The sequence below is a fragment of the Anaerostipes sp. PC18 genome, from assembly GCF_039789045.1.
Classification (GTDB): domain Bacteria; phylum Bacillota; class Clostridia; order Lachnospirales; family Lachnospiraceae; genus Anaerostipes; species Anaerostipes hominis.
In genome coordinates this window covers 1,523,949-1,544,976 of record NZ_CP121164.1, presented here as the reverse complement: position 1 = coordinate 1,544,976, position 21,028 = coordinate 1,523,949, and the positions used below count along the sequence as shown (strand labels likewise).

At 43.9% G+C, this 21,028-nt stretch carries 18 protein-coding genes; 2 read left to right on the top strand and 16 right to left on the bottom strand.

Annotation, left to right across the window (positions count from 1 at the left end):
- Positions 1-127: 127 nt before the first annotated feature.
- Complete coding sequence (locus tag P8F77_RS08340; RefSeq protein WP_235824548.1) at positions 128-1,720, top strand: X2-like carbohydrate binding domain-containing protein; 1,593 nt, start codon at positions 128-130, stop codon at positions 1,718-1,720.
- A gap of 648 nt (positions 1,721-2,368) precedes the next feature.
- On the opposite strand, the gene P8F77_RS08335 is transcribed toward P8F77_RS08340, so the two are convergent.
- The 12 genes from P8F77_RS08335 to P8F77_RS08280 form a co-directional block, all read right to left on the bottom strand.
- On the bottom strand, positions 2,369-2,593 hold the full coding sequence (locus P8F77_RS08335; protein ID WP_024727763.1) for a hypothetical protein: 225 nt from the start codon (positions 2,591-2,593) through the stop codon (positions 2,369-2,371).
- A 17-nt stretch (positions 2,594-2,610) separates the two neighbouring features.
- Complete coding sequence (locus tag P8F77_RS08330; protein ID WP_287518085.1) at positions 2,611-4,605, bottom strand: leucine-rich repeat protein; 1,995 nt, start codon at positions 4,603-4,605, stop codon at positions 2,611-2,613.
- A 372-nt stretch (positions 4,606-4,977) separates the two neighbouring features.
- Entirely contained in the window at positions 4,978-5,226 is a 249-nt protein-coding gene (locus P8F77_RS08325; protein ID WP_330625604.1) for a recombinase family protein, read from the bottom strand.
- Entirely contained in the window at positions 5,144-5,446 is a 303-nt protein-coding gene (locus P8F77_RS08320; RefSeq protein WP_330625602.1) for a recombinase family protein, read from the bottom strand. The genes P8F77_RS08325 and P8F77_RS08320 overlap by 83 nt, the downstream gene beginning before the upstream one ends.
- A 336-nt stretch (positions 5,447-5,782) precedes the next feature.
- On the bottom strand, positions 5,783-8,422 hold the full coding sequence (alaS, locus tag P8F77_RS08315) for an alanine--tRNA ligase (protein ID WP_347256427.1): 2,640 nt from the start codon (positions 8,420-8,422) through the stop codon (positions 5,783-5,785).
- Between the two features lie 128 nt (positions 8,423-8,550).
- Positions 8,551-8,715, bottom strand: coding sequence for a hypothetical protein (locus P8F77_RS08310; RefSeq protein ID WP_009289798.1), 165 nt, complete (start codon positions 8,713-8,715; stop codon positions 8,551-8,553).
- Positions 8,716-8,793: 78 nt separating this feature from the next.
- Complete coding sequence (gene hisIE / locus P8F77_RS08305) at positions 8,794-10,032, bottom strand: bifunctional phosphoribosyl-AMP cyclohydrolase/phosphoribosyl-ATP diphosphatase HisIE (RefSeq protein ID WP_287518080.1); 1,239 nt, start codon at positions 10,030-10,032, stop codon at positions 8,794-8,796.
- Positions 10,033-10,620, bottom strand: coding sequence for an imidazoleglycerol-phosphate dehydratase HisB (gene hisB, locus P8F77_RS08300; RefSeq protein WP_024727767.1), 588 nt, complete (start codon positions 10,618-10,620; stop codon positions 10,033-10,035).
- Positions 10,621-10,634: 14 nt separating this feature from the next.
- A complete protein-coding gene (hisD, locus tag P8F77_RS08295) occupies positions 10,635-11,930 on the bottom strand; it encodes a histidinol dehydrogenase (RefSeq protein WP_024727768.1) in 1,296 nt (431 codons plus the stop codon).
- Between the two features lie 4 nt (positions 11,931-11,934).
- Entirely contained in the window at positions 11,935-12,588 is a 654-nt protein-coding gene (gene hisG, locus P8F77_RS08290; RefSeq protein WP_006567182.1) for an ATP phosphoribosyltransferase, read from the bottom strand.
- 1 nt (position 12,589) lies between these two features.
- Positions 12,590-13,801 carry an ATP phosphoribosyltransferase regulatory subunit gene (gene hisZ, locus P8F77_RS08285; protein WP_148459221.1) on the bottom strand — a complete coding sequence of 404 codons (1,212 nt, stop codon included), beginning with the start codon at positions 13,799-13,801 and terminating at the stop codon, positions 12,590-12,592.
- Positions 13,802-13,902: 101 nt separating this feature from the next.
- Positions 13,903-14,298, bottom strand: a complete 396-nt coding sequence (locus P8F77_RS08280) for a PH domain-containing protein (RefSeq protein WP_024727770.1) — start codon at positions 14,296-14,298, stop codon at positions 13,903-13,905.
- Positions 14,299-14,420: 122 nt separating this feature from the next.
- Here P8F77_RS08280 and P8F77_RS08275 point away from each other — a divergent pair, with 122 nt between their 5' ends.
- Positions 14,421-16,163: an NFACT RNA binding domain-containing protein gene (locus P8F77_RS08275; protein WP_287518072.1), complete on the top strand. Its 1,743-nt coding sequence runs from the start codon at positions 14,421-14,423 to the stop codon at positions 16,161-16,163.
- A gap of 33 nt (positions 16,164-16,196) precedes the next feature.
- Here P8F77_RS08275 and spo0A (P8F77_RS08270) read toward each other — a convergent pair whose 3' ends face one another.
- The 4 genes from spo0A (P8F77_RS08270) to recN all read right to left on the bottom strand — a co-directional run bounded on the left by spo0A (P8F77_RS08270) (position 16,197) and on the right by recN (position 21,027).
- The gene (gene spo0A / locus P8F77_RS08270; RefSeq protein ID WP_024727772.1) at positions 16,197-17,003 is read right to left on the bottom strand and encodes a sporulation transcription factor Spo0A; all 807 of its coding nucleotides are present in this window, start codon (positions 17,001-17,003) and stop codon (positions 16,197-16,199) included.
- Positions 17,004-17,096: 93 nt separating this feature from the next.
- Positions 17,097-17,915: a sporulation transcription factor Spo0A gene (gene spo0A / locus P8F77_RS08265; RefSeq protein ID WP_022260673.1), complete on the bottom strand. Its 819-nt coding sequence runs from the start codon at positions 17,913-17,915 to the stop codon at positions 17,097-17,099.
- Between the two features lie 110 nt (positions 17,916-18,025).
- Positions 18,026-19,243, bottom strand: coding sequence for a SpoIVB peptidase (gene spoIVB, locus P8F77_RS08260; RefSeq protein WP_024727773.1), 1,218 nt, complete (start codon positions 19,241-19,243; stop codon positions 18,026-18,028).
- Between the two features lie 101 nt (positions 19,244-19,344).
- On the bottom strand, positions 19,345-21,027 hold the full coding sequence (recN, locus tag P8F77_RS08255) for a DNA repair protein RecN (protein ID WP_287518066.1): 1,683 nt from the start codon (positions 21,025-21,027) through the stop codon (positions 19,345-19,347).
- Position 21,028 lies beyond the last annotated feature (1 nt).

The window sequence follows — 21,028 nt, the reverse complement described above, 5'->3', positions numbered from 1 at the left end:
ATTTTAATAGCTTTTCATTCTATTTTTTTCTAATATATGTTAATATAGTATTAATTATAAATTTATTAATCTTTATAAATACAGATTTATGAAACAACTAGTTCATCTAAAAGAAAGGAAGGTACAAATGAAAAAATTGAAACAAATATGCAGCGTAATGTTATGCATGATTATGGTGACCGTATTTACCATAACTCCAATCCGTGCAGACGATGTAACAACACCTCCAACTACTACTATTTCAGGAACTGCTTCTATCACAGGAACCGTTTCACAATTTTCCGAGACTAAGGATGTAAAAGCATCTCTTTCAAATACAACTCCGGCTATAGGAGTAACTGTGGAAGCTACAATCGCATACAAAGTTGGAACCGTAGAAAAAACAATCAAGTCAGGTCCTATTACCAAAGAAACAAAAACAACAGACCCAGCTACCGAAGTAAATTTTAGCTTTACAAAGGAAGATTTAAATCTATTACCCGCAGGTACTTACGACATTAAAGCTAAATCTACAACTGACAGTGAAAATCCTGTTGCAGAAGCAACGATTGGTTCTATTATTGTTAATAAAGAAACCCCGACAGTAACCATTGACAAGTCCATCTCGCTGACAAAATCAAGAAGCAATTTTGAAACAGCCGATGGGGAGATCAAGGCAAAACTTGACAAAGCATTCTTTTCAAATACAAATCCAGCTTCTCTTGAGTTAACCGCATCCATCAATGACAACAGCAATGTTGCTAAAGTCACAGAGAAAGCCACAGCGACTAAAAACGGTGAGGTATCCTTTACTTTTACTCAGGCCGACTTAAATACACTACTGGAAGGTGATTACACAATTACTGTGACTTCTGCCGGAAATGACTTTAACAATGCAGTAGCCGCTGTCACCCTCGGAACCATCAAAATAACACCGATGGTAAATGCATCTGTTAAGACTCCTCAGACATTCGATTTATCGAAACAAGGCGATATCGTCATAGGTGTTGATAATAACGGTCGAACTTTAAAAGACATCAAAAACGGATCCCAAACCTTGACAAGCGGAAAAGATTATACTGTCGGAGACAAAATTGTAACAATCAACAAGAATTATTTCAGCCAATTTGCCGTAGGAAAACAACATTTAACGTTTGATTTCGATGAGGGCAGTGATCCGATCTGTGAAGTCGATATCATAAAATCCTCAAAAAACACAAACCTGATTTTAAAAGGATATAAAGGCAAATCCATTACGACATTATCAAACAGAACTGCCGGAAGTAAGCTTCCCGGATGGAACAAGAAAAGCTATAAGGCAGCCGGAAGAAAAGGTTATGAGTTTGTCGGATGGACCTACAACGGAAAAACCGTGACAACAGTTCCAGATGACAGATTAAATGTAACACTCACTGCAAAGTTTTCAAAGTTAAGTGTCGGCAGGGCTTCTGCTTTGTCTGTAAAAGGCAAATCCGGCAAAGGAGTTGGATTCACAGCAAAATCAAAGACTTACACAAAAGCAGACGGAACAAGACGTGCATTCCGTTTCCGCTACTCCCGAAGCAGCAGCATGAAAAATGCGGCTTACAAAACAACGGGATTAGGTAAAAATGTATATACAAAAACAGGATTAAAGAAAAATGCACGGTACTACGTTCAGGTAAGATATTACTATTATGATTCAACGAATCAGAAAGTATATGGAGCATACTCAAAAAGTACATCTGTGAAAGCGTACTGAGTTTTTTCACCGTAATTAGATAGCCCTCTTTTCAAACTGAGAAAAGATAAAATAATTCAGTTTAAAGGTCAGGAGTGAAAAATAGCGTGTGAAGTTCCTTTTGAACTTACACACGCTATTTTTTACTCCCTGATTCTCAATGTGAATTTTTTATTTAAATAAAATTTTATATGCGATCTTTAATTATCCTTATTACCACGAATTAACCACGATTGAATGAGCCTTGATATGACAATAAAACCAACATGGGAGATAACACAAAACAGTGTATCTCTGACAGCTTACGTAAAGCTGTGGCAAGATTATCATCAGATATTTGAATTATATAATTCAAAACTTCGAACGAAGTATAATCACAAGAATATTTGTCCATTGTTAGAAATACAGAAAAGGGAGTAGAACAAAGTGGGCAAGCCCACTTCAACGCCCCAACCCCTCACTCTTTGAGGGGCTTGACAACTTTGCGTGCCAGATGCAATTTGCCGCAGGCAAATAACTTCCTTACGCATCTGTGCACAACCCGCGGAGCGTTTTTTTTCATAGGGAAGGTCGTAGAACTTTCCTATGAAATGAAAAAGCCCGTACAAAACATGTGATTTGTACGAGCCGATTAAAGCAATATTTAGTTGTATATCTTTTCCTGCAAGTCTAATTGTATCTGCTGTCCCTGCGGTATTTCATCATAAGAGACTGATAAACAGCTCCGTTGTCATGAAAAACATAGTCACAAAATTCCTGAAGCTGTTCTTTGGAATAGAGGTCAAACCGAAGTTCAAGCAGTTTCTTCTCTACTGTTTCCTTGATGTAGGGTAAATCTGAAAAATAAGCACACCCCGTTTCAATCTTCATGTCCTCAAAAATATCTCTGTCCATAAAATTCCCCACAGTCTTTATCTGCTCCTGCGTGATTTCCTTACTGTGAATACGCCAGCCAGCAGACCAAGAGATACGAACATTAGTGCAAGCCACGTTGTCATATTCGTGCTGTCGCCGGTCTTGGGGCTGTTAGCCGCTGTCTGCGTATCTGTGCTTTCCGGTTTCTTATCTGTATCCGTTGCAGACGGTTTCTTGTTATCGTCTGTTGTTGGCTTCTGTGTGTCTTTTTCCTTGACAGTCAATGTAACTTCAACATCTTTTACAGTATTGTAATTATCCGTATCTTCTGGTGTATAAGTTACTTTGAATGTATTCGTTCCAGCACTTCCAACAGAAGTTGTTGTAGCGTCCTGCCACGCAAAGCCCTCTGGAAGTGCTACGTCTGCAAGGGTCTGTCCGACAGTTGCCGTCAAGCCAGTTGGTGCTTTATAAGTCGGGTCTGCCTTGCTGATTGTAAACTCTTTCCAAGCTGTCTCCGCTCTCTTATAAGTATCGTCTTCTGCAACAGTCGCTTTCACTCGATATGTGCCAGCATTTTTTGGAGCAGTATCAATGTCATTCCAATTATTACCGTCTTTGACCTGATAAGAGAATGTAACATCTCTGTTATCGCCTGTTACGATACAATCATCTTTTGATAATGAAACTGGGGTTTTATCATAAATCCTATCAAGATTAAGTGGGTTTTTGAATGTAATTGAGTTGTCAGCTTTTTCAATCCATTTAGCCTGATAAGTATGACCGGAATTATCCAACTTGTTTACCGGGGAGTTTATTATGTCAATTTCTTCCCACCCATCAAAAGTGTATCCAGATTTTACAGGAGCTGCATATTCATCAAGAGAAAACACCGTATCCTCTGGAAAAGTCCCCCCATCTGTAATAAGAAATACGTGGCTATATCCGCTATTCGTATTTAGGTTATTATGGGTACCACCAATGTTTGCAACTTGCGCTTTGTCAGAAACATATACAACAGCAGAGTTACTGCCCGTGTAGGTAGCGAAAGAGTTAGAAACAAAGGTTGTCGGGATATTTTCGGTCATGTTAAAAATGACCTTATTTCCAAAGTTGGATAATCCATACTTTCCAATACTGTTTAAAGTTTTAGGTAGTCTAATGTAGCCTGCTAAATTGCAGTTGTTAAAGCCATATTGTTTGATTTCTGTTAGCGTGTCGGGCAAGGAGATGCTTGTATTCGTGCTCCAATTTTTAACATTCTTAAATGTTTGGTCTCCTACGCTAGTAATCCCCTCAGAAATAATTACCCTGCTGACATCGTTTTGGTTCCACGGTTGTTTGCCTACTATCACATCTCCACAAGTAGATATTTCCCCAGATCCGGAAAAAGTCAAGGTGTCACCTTCAACATTGTATTCAGTCAGTCCGATTACCCGAATGGTGTAATCGGCTTGTGGTTTATTTATATAATATTCAGTAAAATCAGTACTTCCTGCACGGCAATCCGCTACCCAGTTACCATCAGCATCAAAAGCAGCGCATGCAAGAACTGCATTCTGAATATTGTCAGCATAAGTAACTGATAAAGAAACTTTTGCGTCTTTGGAAACAGTTATTTGCTGGGCGTTATCTGTATTTGTAAATTTAATCTCATTGATAACATCGCTATATTTGCTAAAACTATCAGAGTCAATTGTTACAGTAACGTTATTGCTAGTATCAGACTGTGGCACAATGCCTGTGCCGGAACCGTCATCCAGACTAGCAGGAGCAATACTACGGTTCAGATTCGTAGGTTCGCTCTCTGTTTCCGGGTTTACATCATCTTTGCCTGTAGTGTCTGTATCTTTGGTGTCGTCCGTTGTTGCACCAGTCGTATCATCTGTTGTATCAGTGTTATCTGTCATATCCGTCGTATAGTCAGCTTCATTTTCCTGCACTATAGTATCATCATTTTCCTGTGCGAAAGCAAGATTAGACTGTACGCCAATGACCATACATAAGACGAGCACGCAGGCGAGTAGGCTTTTCAATTTTTTTTGCTTCATCTTATTTCTCTCCTTTTTGATTTTTCATATTTGTGGAGGTCTTGAACCAGACAGGGCAAATCCTGCATCTCCATGAGCCGTTGTTTCTCTGGTTCGCTCTCCCGATTTCTCATTATAAGAAATCTTCGTTTTGCCGTTATCTCGTTTTCCCCCTCCCCTCAATGTAGATTATGATATTCACATCAGGATAAAAGGATTGAGTGGTCAGAAATACACACGGCACAAAAAGCAGACTTTCTACACCACTTCTAAACTTTGTTTTTTTGTACTGATTTAAGTTTAAAACCACAATTTTTATCCAAAATTATCCTATACTAAATGATAAACAAAGTTTAGAAGTGGTGTAGAAAGTCTACTTTTTATGCCATTTCTCTATGCCTTTGGTTGCTGGTAACGGGCTATCCACCTCGCAAACGTGGTGTGATGATAGATTTCTTCAAAATCCTCCGGGAAATCATGTTTTGGTCGCCCGAACTGTACGCCTTTTTCCTTTGCGATACGTATTCCCTCCGCCTGCCTTTGTTTTGTGTTTTCTCTTTCAATCTGGGCGACGTAGGAAAATATCTGTAATACCAAATCCGCTATAAATTTTCCCGTAACGCCATTGCTCCAGTATTTCATCATAATCACGTCCCAGACGGTCTATGGACTTGATATAAAGCTCGTCGCCTGCTTTCAGTTTCCTCACCAGCCTTTGATAATTCCTGCGTTCAAAATCCTTTCCCGACTGTCTGTCAATATACATCTGTTTCTTCGTCAGTCCAATTTCCTGCATGGCTTCCACCTGTCTTGCGATATTCTGGTCTTTGCTCGAAACTCGGATATGTGCGTATTTCGCCATGTTAAATTCCTCCTTTGTCTGTTATCCACAAAGGAAATTATAATCAAGGCAATATTTCAAAATATGAACAAAACAATAAACAAACGACGTACAAATCTATGAAGAAATGTACAAGAAATAAACCATACTATTTTTCCATAATCATCCTTTTTTATTGATATGAAATTATTTACTTTTTTTAGAATAGCACAATTAAAATAGTAGTTTTTTGTCCTGTCATAGATATCATACAGATTCAACTAATTCTATAATTATATTTTAAATACGCTCATAACAGTAAAAACCATGGAATGCAACCCTTTGCTGCACGTCCATGGTTTTTTAACTTAGTTCTATTTACTTCAGCTGTCCGGCCAGTTCTTCCTTCGCCTTCGCGATCGCATCATCGATTCCTTCCGGCTTCTTTCCGCCTGCCTGCGCCATATTCGGACGGCCGCCTCCGCCGCCTCCGACACATCCTGCGATGCCTTTGATCAGATTTCCCGCATGGGCTCCGGCTTTCTGTGCCCCGTCGGTAGCCATAGCCACAAGGAACACTTTTCCGCCCAGAGAAGATGCCAGAACTATGACGCCCTCCCCAAGTTTTTCTTTCAGGGAATCACCCAGCTCGCGCAGGCCGTTCATATCCACATCGGTCACTTTTGCCGCCAGAAGTTTCACTCCGTTTACTTCCTGCACCTGATCCATCACATCCCCGAGAGCATCTTTCGCCAACTTGCTCTTTAGAGACTCGTTTTCGCTGTGAAGTTCTTTCAGCTCTGCCATCAGGGCTTCCAGACGTACCATCAGTTTAGACGGGGTTGATTTTACAACCTTTGCGGCCTCCATAAGTTCTTCTTCCATCTTCTCATAATACTCAAAGACCGCTTTGTCTGTGATAGCCTCGATCCTTCGGACTCCGGCCGCAACTCCCGTCTCTGAAAGAATCTTGAATGCAGTGATGGTGCCTGTGTTAGAAACATGGGTACCTCCGCAGAGTTCCACAGAGAAATCTCCCATAGAAACGACACGCACTTCATCCCCGTATTTCTCGCCGAACAGAGCCATAGCACCGGTATTCTTGGCCTCGTCCATAGACATCAGCTTCGTCTCCACCGGCAGACTGGCAGCAATCTCCTCATTTACGATATCCTCCACCTTTTTGATCTCATCCGGTGTCATCGGAGAGAAATGAGTAAAGTCAAACCTCAAATGCTTTGCATTGTTGCTGGAACCGGCCTGTTCTACATGGCTTCCCAGCACGGTGCGCAGCGCCTTCTGCAGAAGATGGGTGGCACTGTGATTCTTCTCTGTCTGACGGCGGTTTCTCTCATTAACATTTAAAAGAACCTTCTCACCGACACTTAAATTTCCTTCATTTACATATCCTACATGTCCGAATTTTCCTCCGGAAAGCTTAATCACATCTTCCACGGCAAAAGAGGAATTTTCGCTCAGGATCACGCCCTGATCCGCTTCCTGTCCTCCGCTTGTGGCATAAAACGGCGTCCTGGAACAGATGATCGTTCCTCTCTGCCCTTCCACTAAAGAGTCCGTCAGCTCTTTATCCGTCGTCATGGCAATGATCTCTGATTCGCAGGTCAGTGAATCATATCCGACAAACTCAGAGGTCATAGCAGGGTCCAGCTGTTCATAGACTGTTGCGTCAGCTCCCATGTAGTTGGTCGTCTCCCGGGCCTCTCTCGCCTGCTTTCTCTGCTGTTCCATGGATTTCTGGAATCCTTCCTCATCTACGGAAATGCCTTTTTCCTCAAGAATCTCCTTTGTCAGATCCAGAGGGAATCCATAAGTATCATAGAGCTTAAAGGCATCCTTTCCTGCAAGCTCCTTCTTTCCTTCTTTGGACATGGCTTCTTCCATGTCCGCAAGAATCTGAAGTCCCTGGTCGATAGTCCTGTTGAACTGTTCTTCCTCTGTTGTAAGAACCTTGTAAATAAATTCTTCTTTTTCCTTCAGTTCCGGATATCCGTCTTTGGACTCTGCGATCACGGTCTTACTGAGTCCGGCCAAAAACAGATCCTTCATGCCAAGCATCCTTCCGTGTCTTGCCGCACGGCGGATCAGACGGCGCAGCACATATCCGCGGCCTTCATTGGACGGCATGACACCGTCGGAAATCATAAAGGATGCAGACCGGATATGGTCTGTAATCACTCGGATAGAAATGTCATTCTTCTCATCAGCGCCATAAGTCACGCCTGCCAGTTCACAGATCCTGTCACGGATCGCTTTGATCGTATCCACATCGAAGATAGAATCCACTTCCTGGACTACGACAGCCAGACGCTCAAGCCCCATTCCGGTATCAATATTTTTATTGTCTAATTCTTCGTAATTGCCGTTTCCGTCATTTTCAAACTGTGTGAAGACATTGTTCCATACTTCCATGTAGCGGTCGCATTCACAGCCCACCGTACAATCAGGGCTTCCGCATCCGTACTTCTCTCCCCGGTCATAATAAATCTCTGAACACGGTCCGCATGGTCCTGCACCGTGCTCCCAGAAGTTGTCCTCTTTTCCGAAACGGAAGATCCTCTCAGGAGCAATGCCGATTTCCTTCTCCCAGATCTCGAATGCCTCGTCGTCATCCAGATAGACAGAAGGATACAGACGTTCCGGATCAAGTCCCACAACCTCAGTCAAAAACTCCCATGACCAGCGGATTGCTTCCTTCTTAAAATAATCCCCGAAAGAAAAGTTTCTGAGCATCTCAAAAAATGTTCCGTGACGCGCTGTCTTTCCGACATTCTCGATATCTCCGGTACGGATACACTTCTGACAGGTCGCAACTCTGGTCTTCGGGGGCACTTCCTGGCCTGTAAAATATGGCTTTAACGGGGCCATACCTGCATTGATCAGCAAAAGACTCTTATCATTCTGAGGCACCAGAGAAAAACTCTTCATCACCAAATGATCTTTGCTCTCAAAAAAATCAAGGAACATTTTCCTTAATTCATTTACTCCATACGATTTCAAATCTCCATCCTCCTAAAAATTAATATGAAACTATTCTGCCCGGACAGATGCCTATGGTGGCAGCTTCCTTTACAGCAAAGAAAAACCTTCTGCTGCATCAGAAGGCTTTCCATTCTATCTTACACATCTTATTCCTGATCCGGTTTCTGCTCATTCTTTGCTTTCTGCTGCGCTTTCTTCTGCATCTTACCGACAGCCATCTTCTTTCCGAAAAAAACGCCTCCTACCGATACGGCAAGCAAAAAAATAAACTTGATCAGATATGTGACAAACTCTGATAAATATGCGTGCATGTCCTGCCTCCTTTATCAAACCACGGTTCTTTGGTTTGCTCATGTGGCAATTATATCAAATCGGACAGCGAATGACAATTATTTTCTTTCAATTAATTCCTTGGTCACCTCGTCCCAGGTCATACCCCGCTCTGCCATCAGGACCATCAGATGGTACAGGAAATCAGAAATCTCGTACTTCATTTCCTCCACATCCGGATTTTTCGCCGCAATGACGATCTCCGTGGCTTCTTCCCCTACTTTTTTAAGGATCTTATCAATTCCCTTTTCAAATAAATAATTCGTATAGGAACCTTCCTTCGGATGCTTTTTGCGGTCCATAATCACATCGTAGACAGACTGGAACACTTCCATCGGGTTGTCATCTTTGTATTCCTTCTTTACAAGATCCGTAAAAAAGCAGGAATAGCTCCCTGTATGGCAGGCATTCCCCACCTGCTCAACCTTAGCCAAAAGTGTATCTTTGTCGCAGTCAATGGTCAAAGACTTTACATACTGATAATGTCCCGAGGTATCTCCCTTGGTCCACAGCTCATTTCTGCTGCGGCTGTAATAAGTCATGATACCGGTCTCGACGGTCTTTTCAAACGCTTCCTTTGTCATATAAGCAACCATGAGCACTTCATTGGTCTTATAATCCTGAGTTACCACGGTTAGCATTCCATCACTGTTTAATTTAAATTCATCAAAGCTCATAGAACTTTCAAATGTGTTGACGCCGAATTTTGCGGCCCTGCACTCGTGTTTCAGTTCCATGACTCCAAACGTCTCTCTGGATGCCACCGCCAAATCGTCGGCACCGGTAAGTTCTAAGATGCGGACAGCTTCTTTCGGATCTGAAATGCTCACCATCACCGGAAGGCCAGATACTTCTTTAATTTCTTTGATCAGGGATGCAAATGTTTCATACCCTTTGTCTGCCAGCAAAAGCAGTTCTCCAGCTCCGAGCCTCGCCATTTCCTTCGCAAATGATACCGGTTCTTCCTGGCTTTCCAGATCCACGGACACGATGATCTGATCCTTTCCGAACCGGTCCCCGGCCTTTTTAACGATTTCCTTGTCCACAAGGACTGTTTTTCCAAGGCAGACCTTATCGGCTCCGGCATAAAGAATTTTCTTCACGTCTTCCAGGTCTTCAATGCCTCCTCCGGCATAAAGCGGGATGTCAATATCCTTTGCAATCTCTTTCACTGTCTCCGCAGTTATTTTCTCGTCGTAATAGCTGACGGCATCTGCACCTGAATGATCGTATGCCTTTGCCGCTTCTGCAAGCTTTTCCCCATAAATGCAGGGAATGATTTTTTTCTGTCGTTCCATCTATAATGCCCCTTTCGTGGAAAGCACATCCGCAATCCGCGGGTCCATACCGGTTGCCTCGTCCAATGCCTTTGCAAATGCCTTAAATGCCGCCTCCATCAGATGATGGTTATTGGTGCCGGAGAGCTGCCTGATATGCAGATTCATGGCACCGGCATAAGATACCGCATAGAAAAATTCCCGGACCATCTCCGTGTCAAATCCTCCGACCCTGTCCGCAGTAAAGCTAAGGTCCGTGTCAAAATACGGCCTTCCGGATAAATCCAGACCGCACAGCACGAGAGTTTCGTCCATCGGCAGTACAAAGGAGCCATACCGTTTGATGCCCTTTTTATCTCCTGCCGCCTGTTTGATCGCTTCACCAAGAACGATCCCCGTGTCTTCAATGGTGTGATGGCTGTCCACATGCAGGTCGCCGTCCACCTTCACTCTCAGGTCAAAAAAACCATGCTTTGCAAAACTGATCAGCATGTGGTCAAAAAAACCGATCCCTGTGTCCACCTCAGAGGCTCCCCTGCCGTCCAGGTCGATAAACAGTTTAATCTTCGTTTCACTTGTGTTCCGGATAATTTCCGCGCTGCGACTCATATTGCTCCCTTTCTCTATTCGTTTTCAAATCTCACTTTAATAGAATTGGCATGGGCTGTCAATTCTTCCTGCTCTGCAAATGTTTCGATATCTTTGTGGACCGGTTTAAGAGCCTCTCTCGAATAATAAATCACACTGGATTTCTTGATAAAATCGTCCACACTCAGTGGTGAGAAAAACCTTGCTGTTCCGTTGGTGGGGAGTACATGGTTCGGGCCTGCAAAATAATCCCCCAGCGGCTCACAGCTGTACTGTCCGACAAAGATTGCCCCCGCGTTTTCGATCCTTGTCATGACATCAAACGGATTTTCCATCATGATCTCCAGGTGCTCTGAGGCGATAGAATTTGCCGCGTCCACTGCTTCTTTTAAATCTTTGGCGATTAAAATATATCCGAAAGAATCCAGAGATTTTTCCATGATCTCCGTTCTTGAGAGCTTTTTCAGGAATCCATCCACTTCTTCAGAAACCTGTTTTGCCAGTGTCTCACTCGTCGTCACCAGGATAGCGCTGGCCATCTCATCATGTTCTGCCTGGGATAACAGGTCCGCGGCCACATACCGGGGATTGGCGCTGTCATCGGCCAGCACGAGGATCTCGCTCGGTCCCGCGATGGAGTCGATACTCACATTGCCGTACACTGCTTTTTTCGCCAGAGCCACGTAGATATTCCCCGGTCCCACGATCTTGTCTACCTTCGGGATTGACTCTGTGCCGAAAGCCAGAGCCGCTATTGCCTGGGCGCCCCCTGCTTTGTATACCTTTTCGGCTCCGGCTTCTTTGGCCGCCACGAGAGTATTCGGATTGACCTTTCCGTCCCTGCCCGGAGGTGTCACCATGATGATTTCTTTCACTCCTGCCACATGAGCCGGCACAACGTTCATGAGCACAGAAGACGGATAGACCGCCTTTCCTCCCGGCACATACACTCCGCACCTGGCAAGTGGAGTCACCTTCTGTCCAAGTAAAATGCCGTTCTTTTGTGTGTCAAACCAGCTGTTCTGCTTCTGCTTTTGATGGAAGTCCCGGATATTGACGATGGCCTTTCTGATGATGTCAAGAAGCTTTGGCTCTACTTTTTCATACGCTTCCTCGATCTCAGCCTCCGTCACCAGCACAGTGTCTGCCGTAAGCTTTGTTCCGTCAAACTTCTCGGTGTACTCAAACACCGCCTCATCGCCTCTGGCTTTTACATCATTGACGATGGCATTTACCTGCTCTTCGTACCCCTCGTAGTGATTCGGGCTTCTCTTCAGCAGATCGTTTAAAATATCCGCAATAGAATCTTCATTTACTTTTACAATTCTCATGGCACTACCCCTGTTTCTTCTCGTCTAACAACTTCTTTAATGCAGTCACAATTTTACTGATCCTCTCCTGCTCCATTCTCTGACTCACCTGGTTTACGACCATCCTTGCAGAGAGCGGACAGATCTCTTCCAGCACTTCCAGTCCGTTCTCCCTTAGTGTAGACCCCGTCTCCACGATATCCACAATAACCTCTGAAAGGCCGACGATCGGTGCCAGTTCCACGGAACCGTTGAGCTTTACGATCTCCACGGTCTGGAGTTTTTTATTATAGAAATACTCTTTCGCGATATTCGGATATTTGGACGCCACCCGGATCAGCTGACTGCCGTTTAAATACTTTTTGGCTTCTTTCGGCCCGCAAACGCACATCCTGCATTTACCGAAGCCAAGGTCCAGCACCTCGTAAAGATTCCGTCCTTCTTCCAGGATCGTATCCTTTCCGACCACCCCGATGTCTGCTGCCCCGTATTCCACGTAAGTAGGCACATCGCTGGCCTTGGAGAGGAAAAATTTAAGCTTCAGATCTTCGTTTACAAAAATCAGTTTTCTTGTTTTTTCATCCTTCATCTCTTCGCAGGTAATCCCTATCTGTTCCAGCAAAGATAATGTCTTCTTGGCAAGCCTTCCTTTTGCCAATGCAAATGTTATATATCTCATCTCACTGCCCTTTCGTTAAATCCCTGACGGTATCCCCGGTTTCATAGTACAAAACGCATCCGATCCGGTGATCCGAAGACATGGTCATATAATCTTCCAGATTCCTGTCCTTCTTTTCCAGTATGACTGTCTTTCCTTCTTTCCGATAGCCCACAGCTGCCGGGATGGCGGCTTCCATGGCCTCCTCTTCATAGACGATCAGCATGTCTGTGAAATCGGCCTCCATTTGGATCTTCTGGCGTTCCAGCGCCATCATCAGGCTGTCTAGCACGATGGCAAAACCGATGGACGGTGCTTTCTTTCCGAACTGTTCGATCAGGTTGTCGTAACGGCCTCCTTTTAAAACTGCGTCTCCGGTTCCGTAGGTATATGCCTTAAAAATAACCCCGGTGTAGTAATTATGACGGCTCAGCATGCCCAGATCAAAGCTTATGTACTGCTCCAGCCCGTACACCTTAAGCATCCGGTAAACTTTTCTCAGCTTCCGGATGGCTCTCTTTGATGTCTCATTAGACACAAGGGCATCGGCCTTATCTAAGATGTCTACATCGCCGTTGAGCTCATTGAACTGGACAAAAACATCTTTTACGGCCTGGGGAATATCTAGGCTTTCCACAAATTCGATCAGGCCGAAGAAATTTTTATTGATGATCAGCTCTCTTAACTGCTCTTTTACGTCTTCATCTTCTATACACTCTACGAGTCCCTGGAAATACTCGACCTGGCCAATGGTCAGCCGGAAATCTTTCAGTCCGGCATTCAGGCAGCAGTCGAGCGCCATGGCGATGATCTCTCCGTCTCCGTGGCTGGAAGGATCATTGATGAGCTCTGCGCCCATCTGGCAGGTTTCCTTTAGTTTCAGCTGATAGCTGGAATTATTCAAAAAGACATTCCCGGTATAGGCAAACCGCAGATTCCGTTCCTCACTGTCATAATACTTTGCCACGCACCGTGCCACAGAAGGCGTGATGTCCGGCCGCAGGACCAGGGTATTTCCCTCCCGGTCAAAAAATTTGTACATCTCTTTAGAGGAAACAGTTCCTTTCTCACTGTTAAATATATCGAAAAATTCAAAAGTTGGGGTTATGATATTCTCATAGCCGTAGAGGGCAAATACATGATTTAATTTATCCTTTAACCTGAGTCTCTTTTTACATTCCAATCCGTATATATCCCTTACTCCTTCCGGCGTATGGACCCTCTTCTGATTCATAATTCTTCTCCTTCTTCGCTTCAATACACTAAAGTGGTAATTCACTACCATGTTAAATACTTTAGTTATCATACCAGTCTATCTTTTCGTTGTCAACCGTTTTACATATCTCTGTCCGCGAAATCTTCCTCCATATGGCTGCTTGCGCCGTACATATCGCGTCCCACAACCCGTTTTGCGATCCGTTCTTCCTCGATCCACCGGCTCAGAAGATCCTTTACCCTTCTGGAATCAGCAATATTTTTAAGTTCAATTACCGGGTTTGAGGCATCCCTTGTGGTAAGGCGGATCGTCCCGGTGCCGAAAATGCGGTTTCCGAAAGTTTTCTCATAGGAGACATCCATGACTCTGTATAAGAGGCATTCTTCCTCATGTGTTGACAAAAGCCCTGTCTGCGTATATAATCTTTGGTTCTCAACTCTGTATTTTGTAAAGGTAATCGGCCACCACAGCAGATGACTGCGGTCTGACCATGTTTTATTTTGTTCATCTATCATTGGCTCGGTCCTCCATATTCTGAAAATTACCTTTCCATTATACCTGCATTAACGGCAAAAAATCAACCAAAACAGGGCGCGGCGTGATATAATACGATTAACTAAAAAATGGAGGTGCAGCTATGGCATTTGACGGATTTGTCATTTCAAATATCGTAAACGAACTAAATGAAAAAATATTAAACGGAAGAATTTATAAGATTTACCAGCCTGAGGCCGATGAGATCACCCTGGTGATCAAACAGAACCGGGAAAATTTACGGCTCCATCTTTCTGCCAGTCCGGGCCTGCCGATCGTCTATCTGTCGGATCAGGGCAAACAGAACCCGATACAGGCCCCAAACTTTTGTATGCTGCTGCGAAAGCATCTGAGCAACGGCCGTATCGTCTCCGTAGAACAGCCGGGCTATGAGAGGATCATCGAGATCACCGTGGAACATCTGGACGAATTAGGCGATGTATGCCAAAAGAAACTGGTCATCGAACTGATGGGCAAGCACAGCAACTTAATCTTCGTGGGACAGGACGGAATGATCCTCGACAGCATAATACACGTGGGGGCCAACATGAGCTCCAAACGGCAGGTCCTGCCCGGCATGGCTTACTCTATGCCTCCCACACAGCATAAAAAGGATATAGATTCTTTGACTCTGGAAGACTTTTTAGCCGGGATCAAGCCAAAACCTGTACCAGTCACCAAGGCACTTTACTCGTCCATCACAGGCATGAGTTCGTTTTTGGCAAATGAGATCTGCTACCGCGCTGGAGTCGACGGCAGCCAGTCCACAGATTCCCTCACGCAGGACCAGTGCTCCGGTCTCTACTCCCAGCTGAAAAAACTGGCTGTTTCCGTGGAAAAACACGAATATGTGCCCAATATTATTTATCAAAACGGGGAACCGAAAGAATTTTCCTGTTTTCCGATGACGTCTTATGAGACATCTTATGAAGTGAAAGTCTTTCCCACCATCAGCGATGTCCTGGTCATCTATTACTCTGAGAAGGAAAAATATGCGAGAATGAAACAGAAGTCTGCCGATCTGAGAAAAATTGTCCAGACGTCCATCGAACGCACGAGCAAAAAATATGATCTGCAGAGAAAGCAGCTGCTCGACACGGAGAAAAGAGATAAATATAAAACATATGGGGAATTAATTCAGGCATATGGATACGGCCTTGAACCTGAATCCAAATCCCTCACGTGCCTGAACTATTACACCAATAAAGAAGTCACCATCCCTCTTGACCCTTTCAAGACTCCTCAGGAGAACGCGCAGAAGTACTTTACCAAATATAATAAACTGAAACGGACCTATGAAGCTCTCTCCGAGCTTACGGTTGAGACAAAGGATGATCTGATGCATCTGGAATCGATCGCATCTTCCCTGAATCTTGCAGAGAACGAACAGGATCTTTCCTCCATCAAACAGGAACTCTCAGATTATGGATATTTGAAAAAGCGCGGTTCAAAAGGGGCTAAAAAACCGACGAAGTCAAAGCCTCTCCACTTTTTGTCCTCCGATGGATTCCATATGTATGTAGGCAAAAATAATTATCAGAATGATGAGCTGACATTTAAATTTGCCAACGGCGGCGACTGGTGGTTTCACGCAAAAAATATGCCTGGCTCTCACGTCATCGTGAAAAAAGAGCAGGCAGATACTCTGCCGGATGCTACTTTTGAAGAGGCCGGGCGGCTTGCCGCTTTTTACTCCAGCGGCCGTCAGGCGCCAAAAGTAGAAGTCGACTATGTACAGAGGAAGGAATTGAAAAAACCGCCGAAAGCAAAGCCTGGATTTGTTATTTACCATACGAATTATTCTATGATGTGCGTCCCGGATATCTCAGGCATCAAAGAACAGTAGCCGATAAAGCATTCTGGCGGTTATCCTCTTGATTTAAGAGGCGTTCATGTGATATTCCAGCCTGAGTTTATCTGCGATCAGCGCAATGAATTCAGAATTTGTCGGCTTCCCTTTGCCGGCACTGATCGTATATCCGAACATCTCTTCCAGCAGCTCGATCTTTCCTCTGCTCCATGCCACTTCAATGGCGTGGCGGATAGCTCTTTCCACACTGCTGGAAGTAGTTTTATATTTCTGTGCAATCGTTGGGTATAGCAGCTTTGTTATGTAGTTCATCATGTTGACGTCATGGATCGCCATGATGATGCCTTCCCTAATGTACTGGTATCCTTTGATATGAGCAGGAATCCCCAGATCTCTGATGATCTTTGTCACATCTTTCTGGATATCATATTCTGTAAACGTTTTTTTGACCGGCTCGCTTTTCACCTCAAATGTCTTTTGGTAGTTATTATTTACTCTTTTCATTCTCATCATCTGATTGATCCTGTCCATTAAGACATTCGTATGAAACGGCTTCATCATACAGTAGTCGACACCCATAAGGCTGATACACTCGATCAGTCTCTGATTGCCGATGGAGGTAATTGCAATAAAAGAAGGTATCTTGTCGTCGTCCATCGTCCCGTTACACTGTTCAATTACACCCAGTCCGTCTAAAACCGGAAGGACAATATCGATCACTACCACATCGGGCTCATTTTCCTTAATCAGCTTTACTGCGGAAGCACCGTCATAAGCCACTCCCACTACCTGCATTTCATTTTCCATTTCTCTGCAAAGTTCCTTAGCCTCATTTTGACTGCTGACGGCGATCAAAATTTTTCGTTTATCATACATTATGTATACCTCTCCATCCAAATCTAACCATTCTAAGAGAGAAATATATCAAGCATATTCCCCTTTGTCAATCGCATAATCAAACAATATTTACTATCTTCCATCATTTTCAGACATTTTTTGCGACACGATTCGATCTCCGTATTCAAGTCTGATTTTATCTGCAATCAGTGCAATAAATTCTGAATTTGTCGGTTTGCCTTTCCCTGCATGGACTGTATATCCGAACAGAGCATCGATCGTATCCATTTTTCCGCGTCCCCAGGCTACCTCGATGGCATGGCGGATCGCCCGTTCCACTCTACTAGATGTAGTACCAAACTGTTTGGCAATTGTTGGATATAGTTGTTTCGTTATGGAGTTCAGAATATCCATGTCGTAGATGGCCAGCATGATTGAATCTCTCAAATATTGATAGCCCTTAATGTGAGCCGGCACACCTATTTCATGGATAATGTTTGTGATAATGATCTCCAGCTGGTTCTTATTCAGACCTTCCTGCTCCTTTAATGCGACAAAAGGCTTCTGTACTTTTTTGTCTAATTTTGCTTGTTTTATTTTTCGGATTACCATTTCCGAATCAAATGGTTTGAGGATAAAGTAAGATGCACCCAGCTCCATCGCTTCTTCGGCAACACTTTCCTGACCCATGGCAGTCACCATAATCACCGTCGGCTGTTTTTCCAGTCTCTCATCGCGAAGCTTTTCCAACACCCCGATTCCATCAAGCTTCGGCATGATAATATCCAAAAGAACAACGTCCGGCTTTTTCTCTTTGATAATCTCCACGGCAGCTTCCCCGTTGCCGGCACTTCCGATGACCTCGATCTCCTGATCTAAGTTTAAAAGCTGAGTCATCATACTGACCATTTTCTGATTATCATCCGCGATTGCCACATTAATTTTGCTCATGTTAAGTCCTCCGATTCTGTTTTTATTTACAATATAATTATATATTTTTGCAAACTTTACAAACACCCCTTATCCTTCGCAAGTTTTTTGTAAATAACAGCAAAATCATCTTATTTAGAGGAATTCAGCATGTTTTCAATGAAGGTTGCGTACCCTTTTGTCGAATCATCCACAAACACATGGGTTACCGCACCTATAATGTGGTTATTCTGAATGATAGGAGTCCCGCTCATTCCCTGAACGATACCATTCGTCAGCCTTAACAGTTTTGGATCTGTAATCTCAATCTCCATCCCTTTCAACACATCATGGTTGGATTGATCCACACTTTTGATCTCAATGTCATAGGTCTCTCTCCTGCCGCTGATGCAGCTTATGATCTGCGCTTTACCTTTCTTCACTGATTGTTTATAGCCGATTCGGTAAGCCTTGTCTTTCTTATCCGACTGAGTCGTACCGTAAATACCGTATTTGGTATTCTTGCGGATGGTTCCCAGAAGATTTGCCTCCTTGTAAAAAATGCTTCCGACTATTTCTCCAGGAGATCCAGATTTCCCCTTCTGAATTGTGTCAATCTGCGGAGACAGCAGGTATCCGCCCTTGATGTCCATCAGCTTTCCGGTATCCATATCACAGATACCGTGTCCTAATCCTCCGAATTCGTTTCCGGCCACATAGGTCATAGTTCCAATGCCCTGTGTATTATCCCTGACCCAGGCGCCGATCTTGTACTGGCTGTCTGTGACAGACTGAACAGGCTTGACTTTAATCTTTGTTTTTTTATGGTTCCGGATCACTTCCAGGGTGACTTCCTTTCCGTTGCATTCGTTGATCTTTTTCATAAAATCAACCTTCGTTTCAACCTTTGAACCATTCACTGACAGAATATAGTCACCCTGATATAGTTTATTGGAGCTTGGGGAATGGTTTCCTCCGTCCACTCCGGTGATCATATCTGTTTCCAGCACAAGGATCCCATTGGTCTCTACATAGATGCCGACAATCTTTCCGCTGGGCACCAGTGTTTTTTGTTTGACGACATTCACCTTAATGTCCTTTAAAGGTATGGCGCCGAACAGCTTTGCTTTGATCTCATCCTGCCCCACCGAATCTTTGGTTAGCACGAACGGCCGGTTCAGTTTGATCTTCTGATCCTTGACAGTCCCGACGGCCGGCACGTCATACTTTAAACAGGCTTTTTCTCCCATGGTCAGCTCAATAGAATTGGGCAGTACATTTCTGCAGTATTTGAAATATACGGCACAGATTCCTACGATGTTTATGACAAACAGAGCAATGAGAAGTTTGCGGTAGTAGTATTTTCTCATGGTTTCCTCCTAAACAGATTAAATCATAAATGATTTAAAAAAGGACGTACGCTTTTATGCGATACATCCTTTTTATTATGTCTGAAACCTAAGAAAAGCACTCAGTATAATTTTGCGTCATTTGCTAAACTTTTCATTTCTTCTGAATTTTTTAAGACGGCCTCCGTAATGTCGTCGCCGTTGATCATACGGCTTAATTCCCTGAGAGAATCCGCCTCTGTGAGCTTTTGTATGGTCGTTGTCGTCTTCTTTTTATCTGCACGTTTTTCAATATAGTAGTGTGAATCTGCCATGGCCGCAATCTGGGGAAGATGAGTGATCGCCAGTACCTGATGGTCTTTTGCGATGACAGCCATTTTCCTGGCAACCTTGTTGGCTGTCTCACCGCTGATTCCCGTGTCGATTTCGTCAAAAATCAACGTTCCTACACGGTCCACATCCGCGAGGACAGATTTCACGGCAAGCATGATCCTGGAAAGTTCTCCGCCGGATGCCACATCCGCGATAGGCCTCACCGGAAGTCCCGGATTTGTGGAAATCATGAAGGATACCTTATCGATCCCATCGGCATGAACTCCTTCGGCCCCCGATACCTGAATCTGAAAGCGGACAGAGAGAAAATTAAGCTCCGAGAGCGCCTTAAAAATCTGCTGTTCCAATATTTTTGCGGCTTTTTTCCGCTCTTTTGAAAGCTTTTGGGCCGCCTGATAAAATGCCTTTTCGGCTTTGGCTATGTTCTCCATGAGACATTCTTTTTCTTCCTCATAGTGTTCATAAGTTATAAGTTTCTCCTCAGCCTGCTGCCGGTAGTTTAAGACATCCTGAATGGTCCTTCCATACTTGTCTTTCAGTCCGTTAATGAGGTTTAATCTGTCTTCTGTCTTCGAGAACTCCTGAGGGTCATATTCCATCGACGATATATATTCTGAGACCTGCTGGTTAAACCCATTAATAATATCTTCTGCCTGAAGAAGCTGCTCGTAGGAATCTGTCAGCCCGGAATCCAGGTTCACGATCCCCTGAAGCTCTTTTAAGGCACTTGAAAGCAGAGTTCCTACGGAAACCTCGACTTCGTTTCCGGTACATTCATAAGCCTTTTTTACGCCCTCCATAATCTCCTGGCTGTGGATCATTTTTTGATAAGCTTCTTCCAGAAGTTCATCTTCATTTTTTACGAGATGTGCTTCCTCTATTTCCTGGATCTCGTGTTTTAAAAAGCTTATCTCCCGGAGTCTCTGGGCTTCATCTGTTTCAAAATCTCCTCTTCGGTTCAGAAGTTTCTGCAGTGCCTCAAATGTTCTCTTTGTGTCTTTCCTATATTGTTTCCCATTTTGGCTTAAAAAATGGTCTAAAATTGATTTGTGATTTTTTTCATTTAAAAGGGACTGGTGTTCCTGCTGCCCATGAAGGTTCATGAGCCTATCTGAAACCTCCTGAAGGGTCTTTAACGTCACCGTACAGTCATTGATGCGGTTTACATTCCGCTTCTCCGATATCACCCTCCTGACCAGGATCATGCCGTCCTCTGCGGGAAGGTCCCTTTGTTTCAAATCGTTTAAAATTTCTTCATCTTCCGTGTAAAATAAAAGTTCAATCAGTGCCTCATTGCTCCCCGGCCTGATCATATCCCTCGAAACCTTTTTCCCCAGGGCACTTTCAATAGAGCCGATAATGATCGACTTTCCCGCCCCCGTCTCACCGGTCAGTATGTTTAAGTGCTCGTCAAAATGGATCTCGATCTCATCAATCAAAGCTAAATTTTTTACATGCAGACTCTGTAACATA

Coding starts and splice junctions, on each gene's coding strand:
- P8F77_RS08340 (WP_235824548.1), top strand. CDS start 128: ATGAAAAAATTGAAACAAATATGCAGCGTAATGTTATGCATGATTATG.
- P8F77_RS08280 (WP_024727770.1), bottom strand. CDS start 14,298: ATGATAGATGAACAAAATAAAACATGGTCAGACCGCAGTCATCTGCTG.
- P8F77_RS08310 (WP_009289798.1), bottom strand. CDS start 8,715: ATGCACGCATATTTATCAGAGTTTGTCACATATCTGATCAAGTTTATT.
- P8F77_RS08335 (WP_024727763.1), bottom strand. CDS start 2,593: ATGGACAGAGATATTTTTGAGGACATGAAGATTGAAACGGGGTGTGCT.
- hisD (WP_024727768.1), bottom strand. CDS start 11,930: ATGAGAATTGTAAAAGTAAATGAAGATTCTATTGCGGATATTTTAAAC.
- hisG (WP_006567182.1), bottom strand. CDS start 12,588: ATGAGATATATAACATTTGCATTGGCAAAAGGAAGGCTTGCCAAGAAG.
- P8F77_RS08330 (WP_287518085.1), bottom strand. CDS start 4,605: ATGAAGCAAAAAAAATTGAAAAGCCTACTCGCCTGCGTGCTCGTCTTA.
- hisZ (WP_148459221.1), bottom strand. CDS start 13,801: ATGAATCAGAAGAGGGTCCATACGCCGGAAGGAGTAAGGGATATATAC.
- hisB (WP_024727767.1), bottom strand. CDS start 10,620: ATGAGTCGCAGCGCGGAAATTATCCGGAACACAAGTGAAACGAAGATT.
- spoIVB (WP_024727773.1), bottom strand. CDS start 19,243: ATGAGAAAATACTACTACCGCAAACTTCTCATTGCTCTGTTTGTCATA.
- spo0A (WP_022260673.1), bottom strand. CDS start 17,915: ATGAGCAAAATTAATGTGGCAATCGCGGATGATAATCAGAAAATGGTC.
- spo0A (WP_024727772.1), bottom strand. CDS start 17,003: ATGTATGATAAACGAAAAATTTTGATCGCCGTCAGCAGTCAAAATGAG.
- P8F77_RS08325 (WP_330625604.1), bottom strand. CDS start 5,226: ATGAAATACTGGAGCAATGGCGTTACGGGAAAATTTATAGCGGATTTG.
- hisIE (WP_287518080.1), bottom strand. CDS start 10,032: ATGGAACGACAGAAAAAAATCATTCCCTGCATTTATGGGGAAAAGCTT.
- recN (WP_287518066.1), bottom strand. CDS start 21,027: ATGTTACAGAGTCTGCATGTAAAAAATTTAGCTTTGATTGATGAGATC.
- P8F77_RS08320 (WP_330625602.1), bottom strand. CDS start 5,446: ATGGCGAAATACGCACATATCCGAGTTTCGAGCAAAGACCAGAATATC.
- P8F77_RS08275 (WP_287518072.1), top strand. CDS start 14,421: ATGGCATTTGACGGATTTGTCATTTCAAATATCGTAAACGAACTAAAT.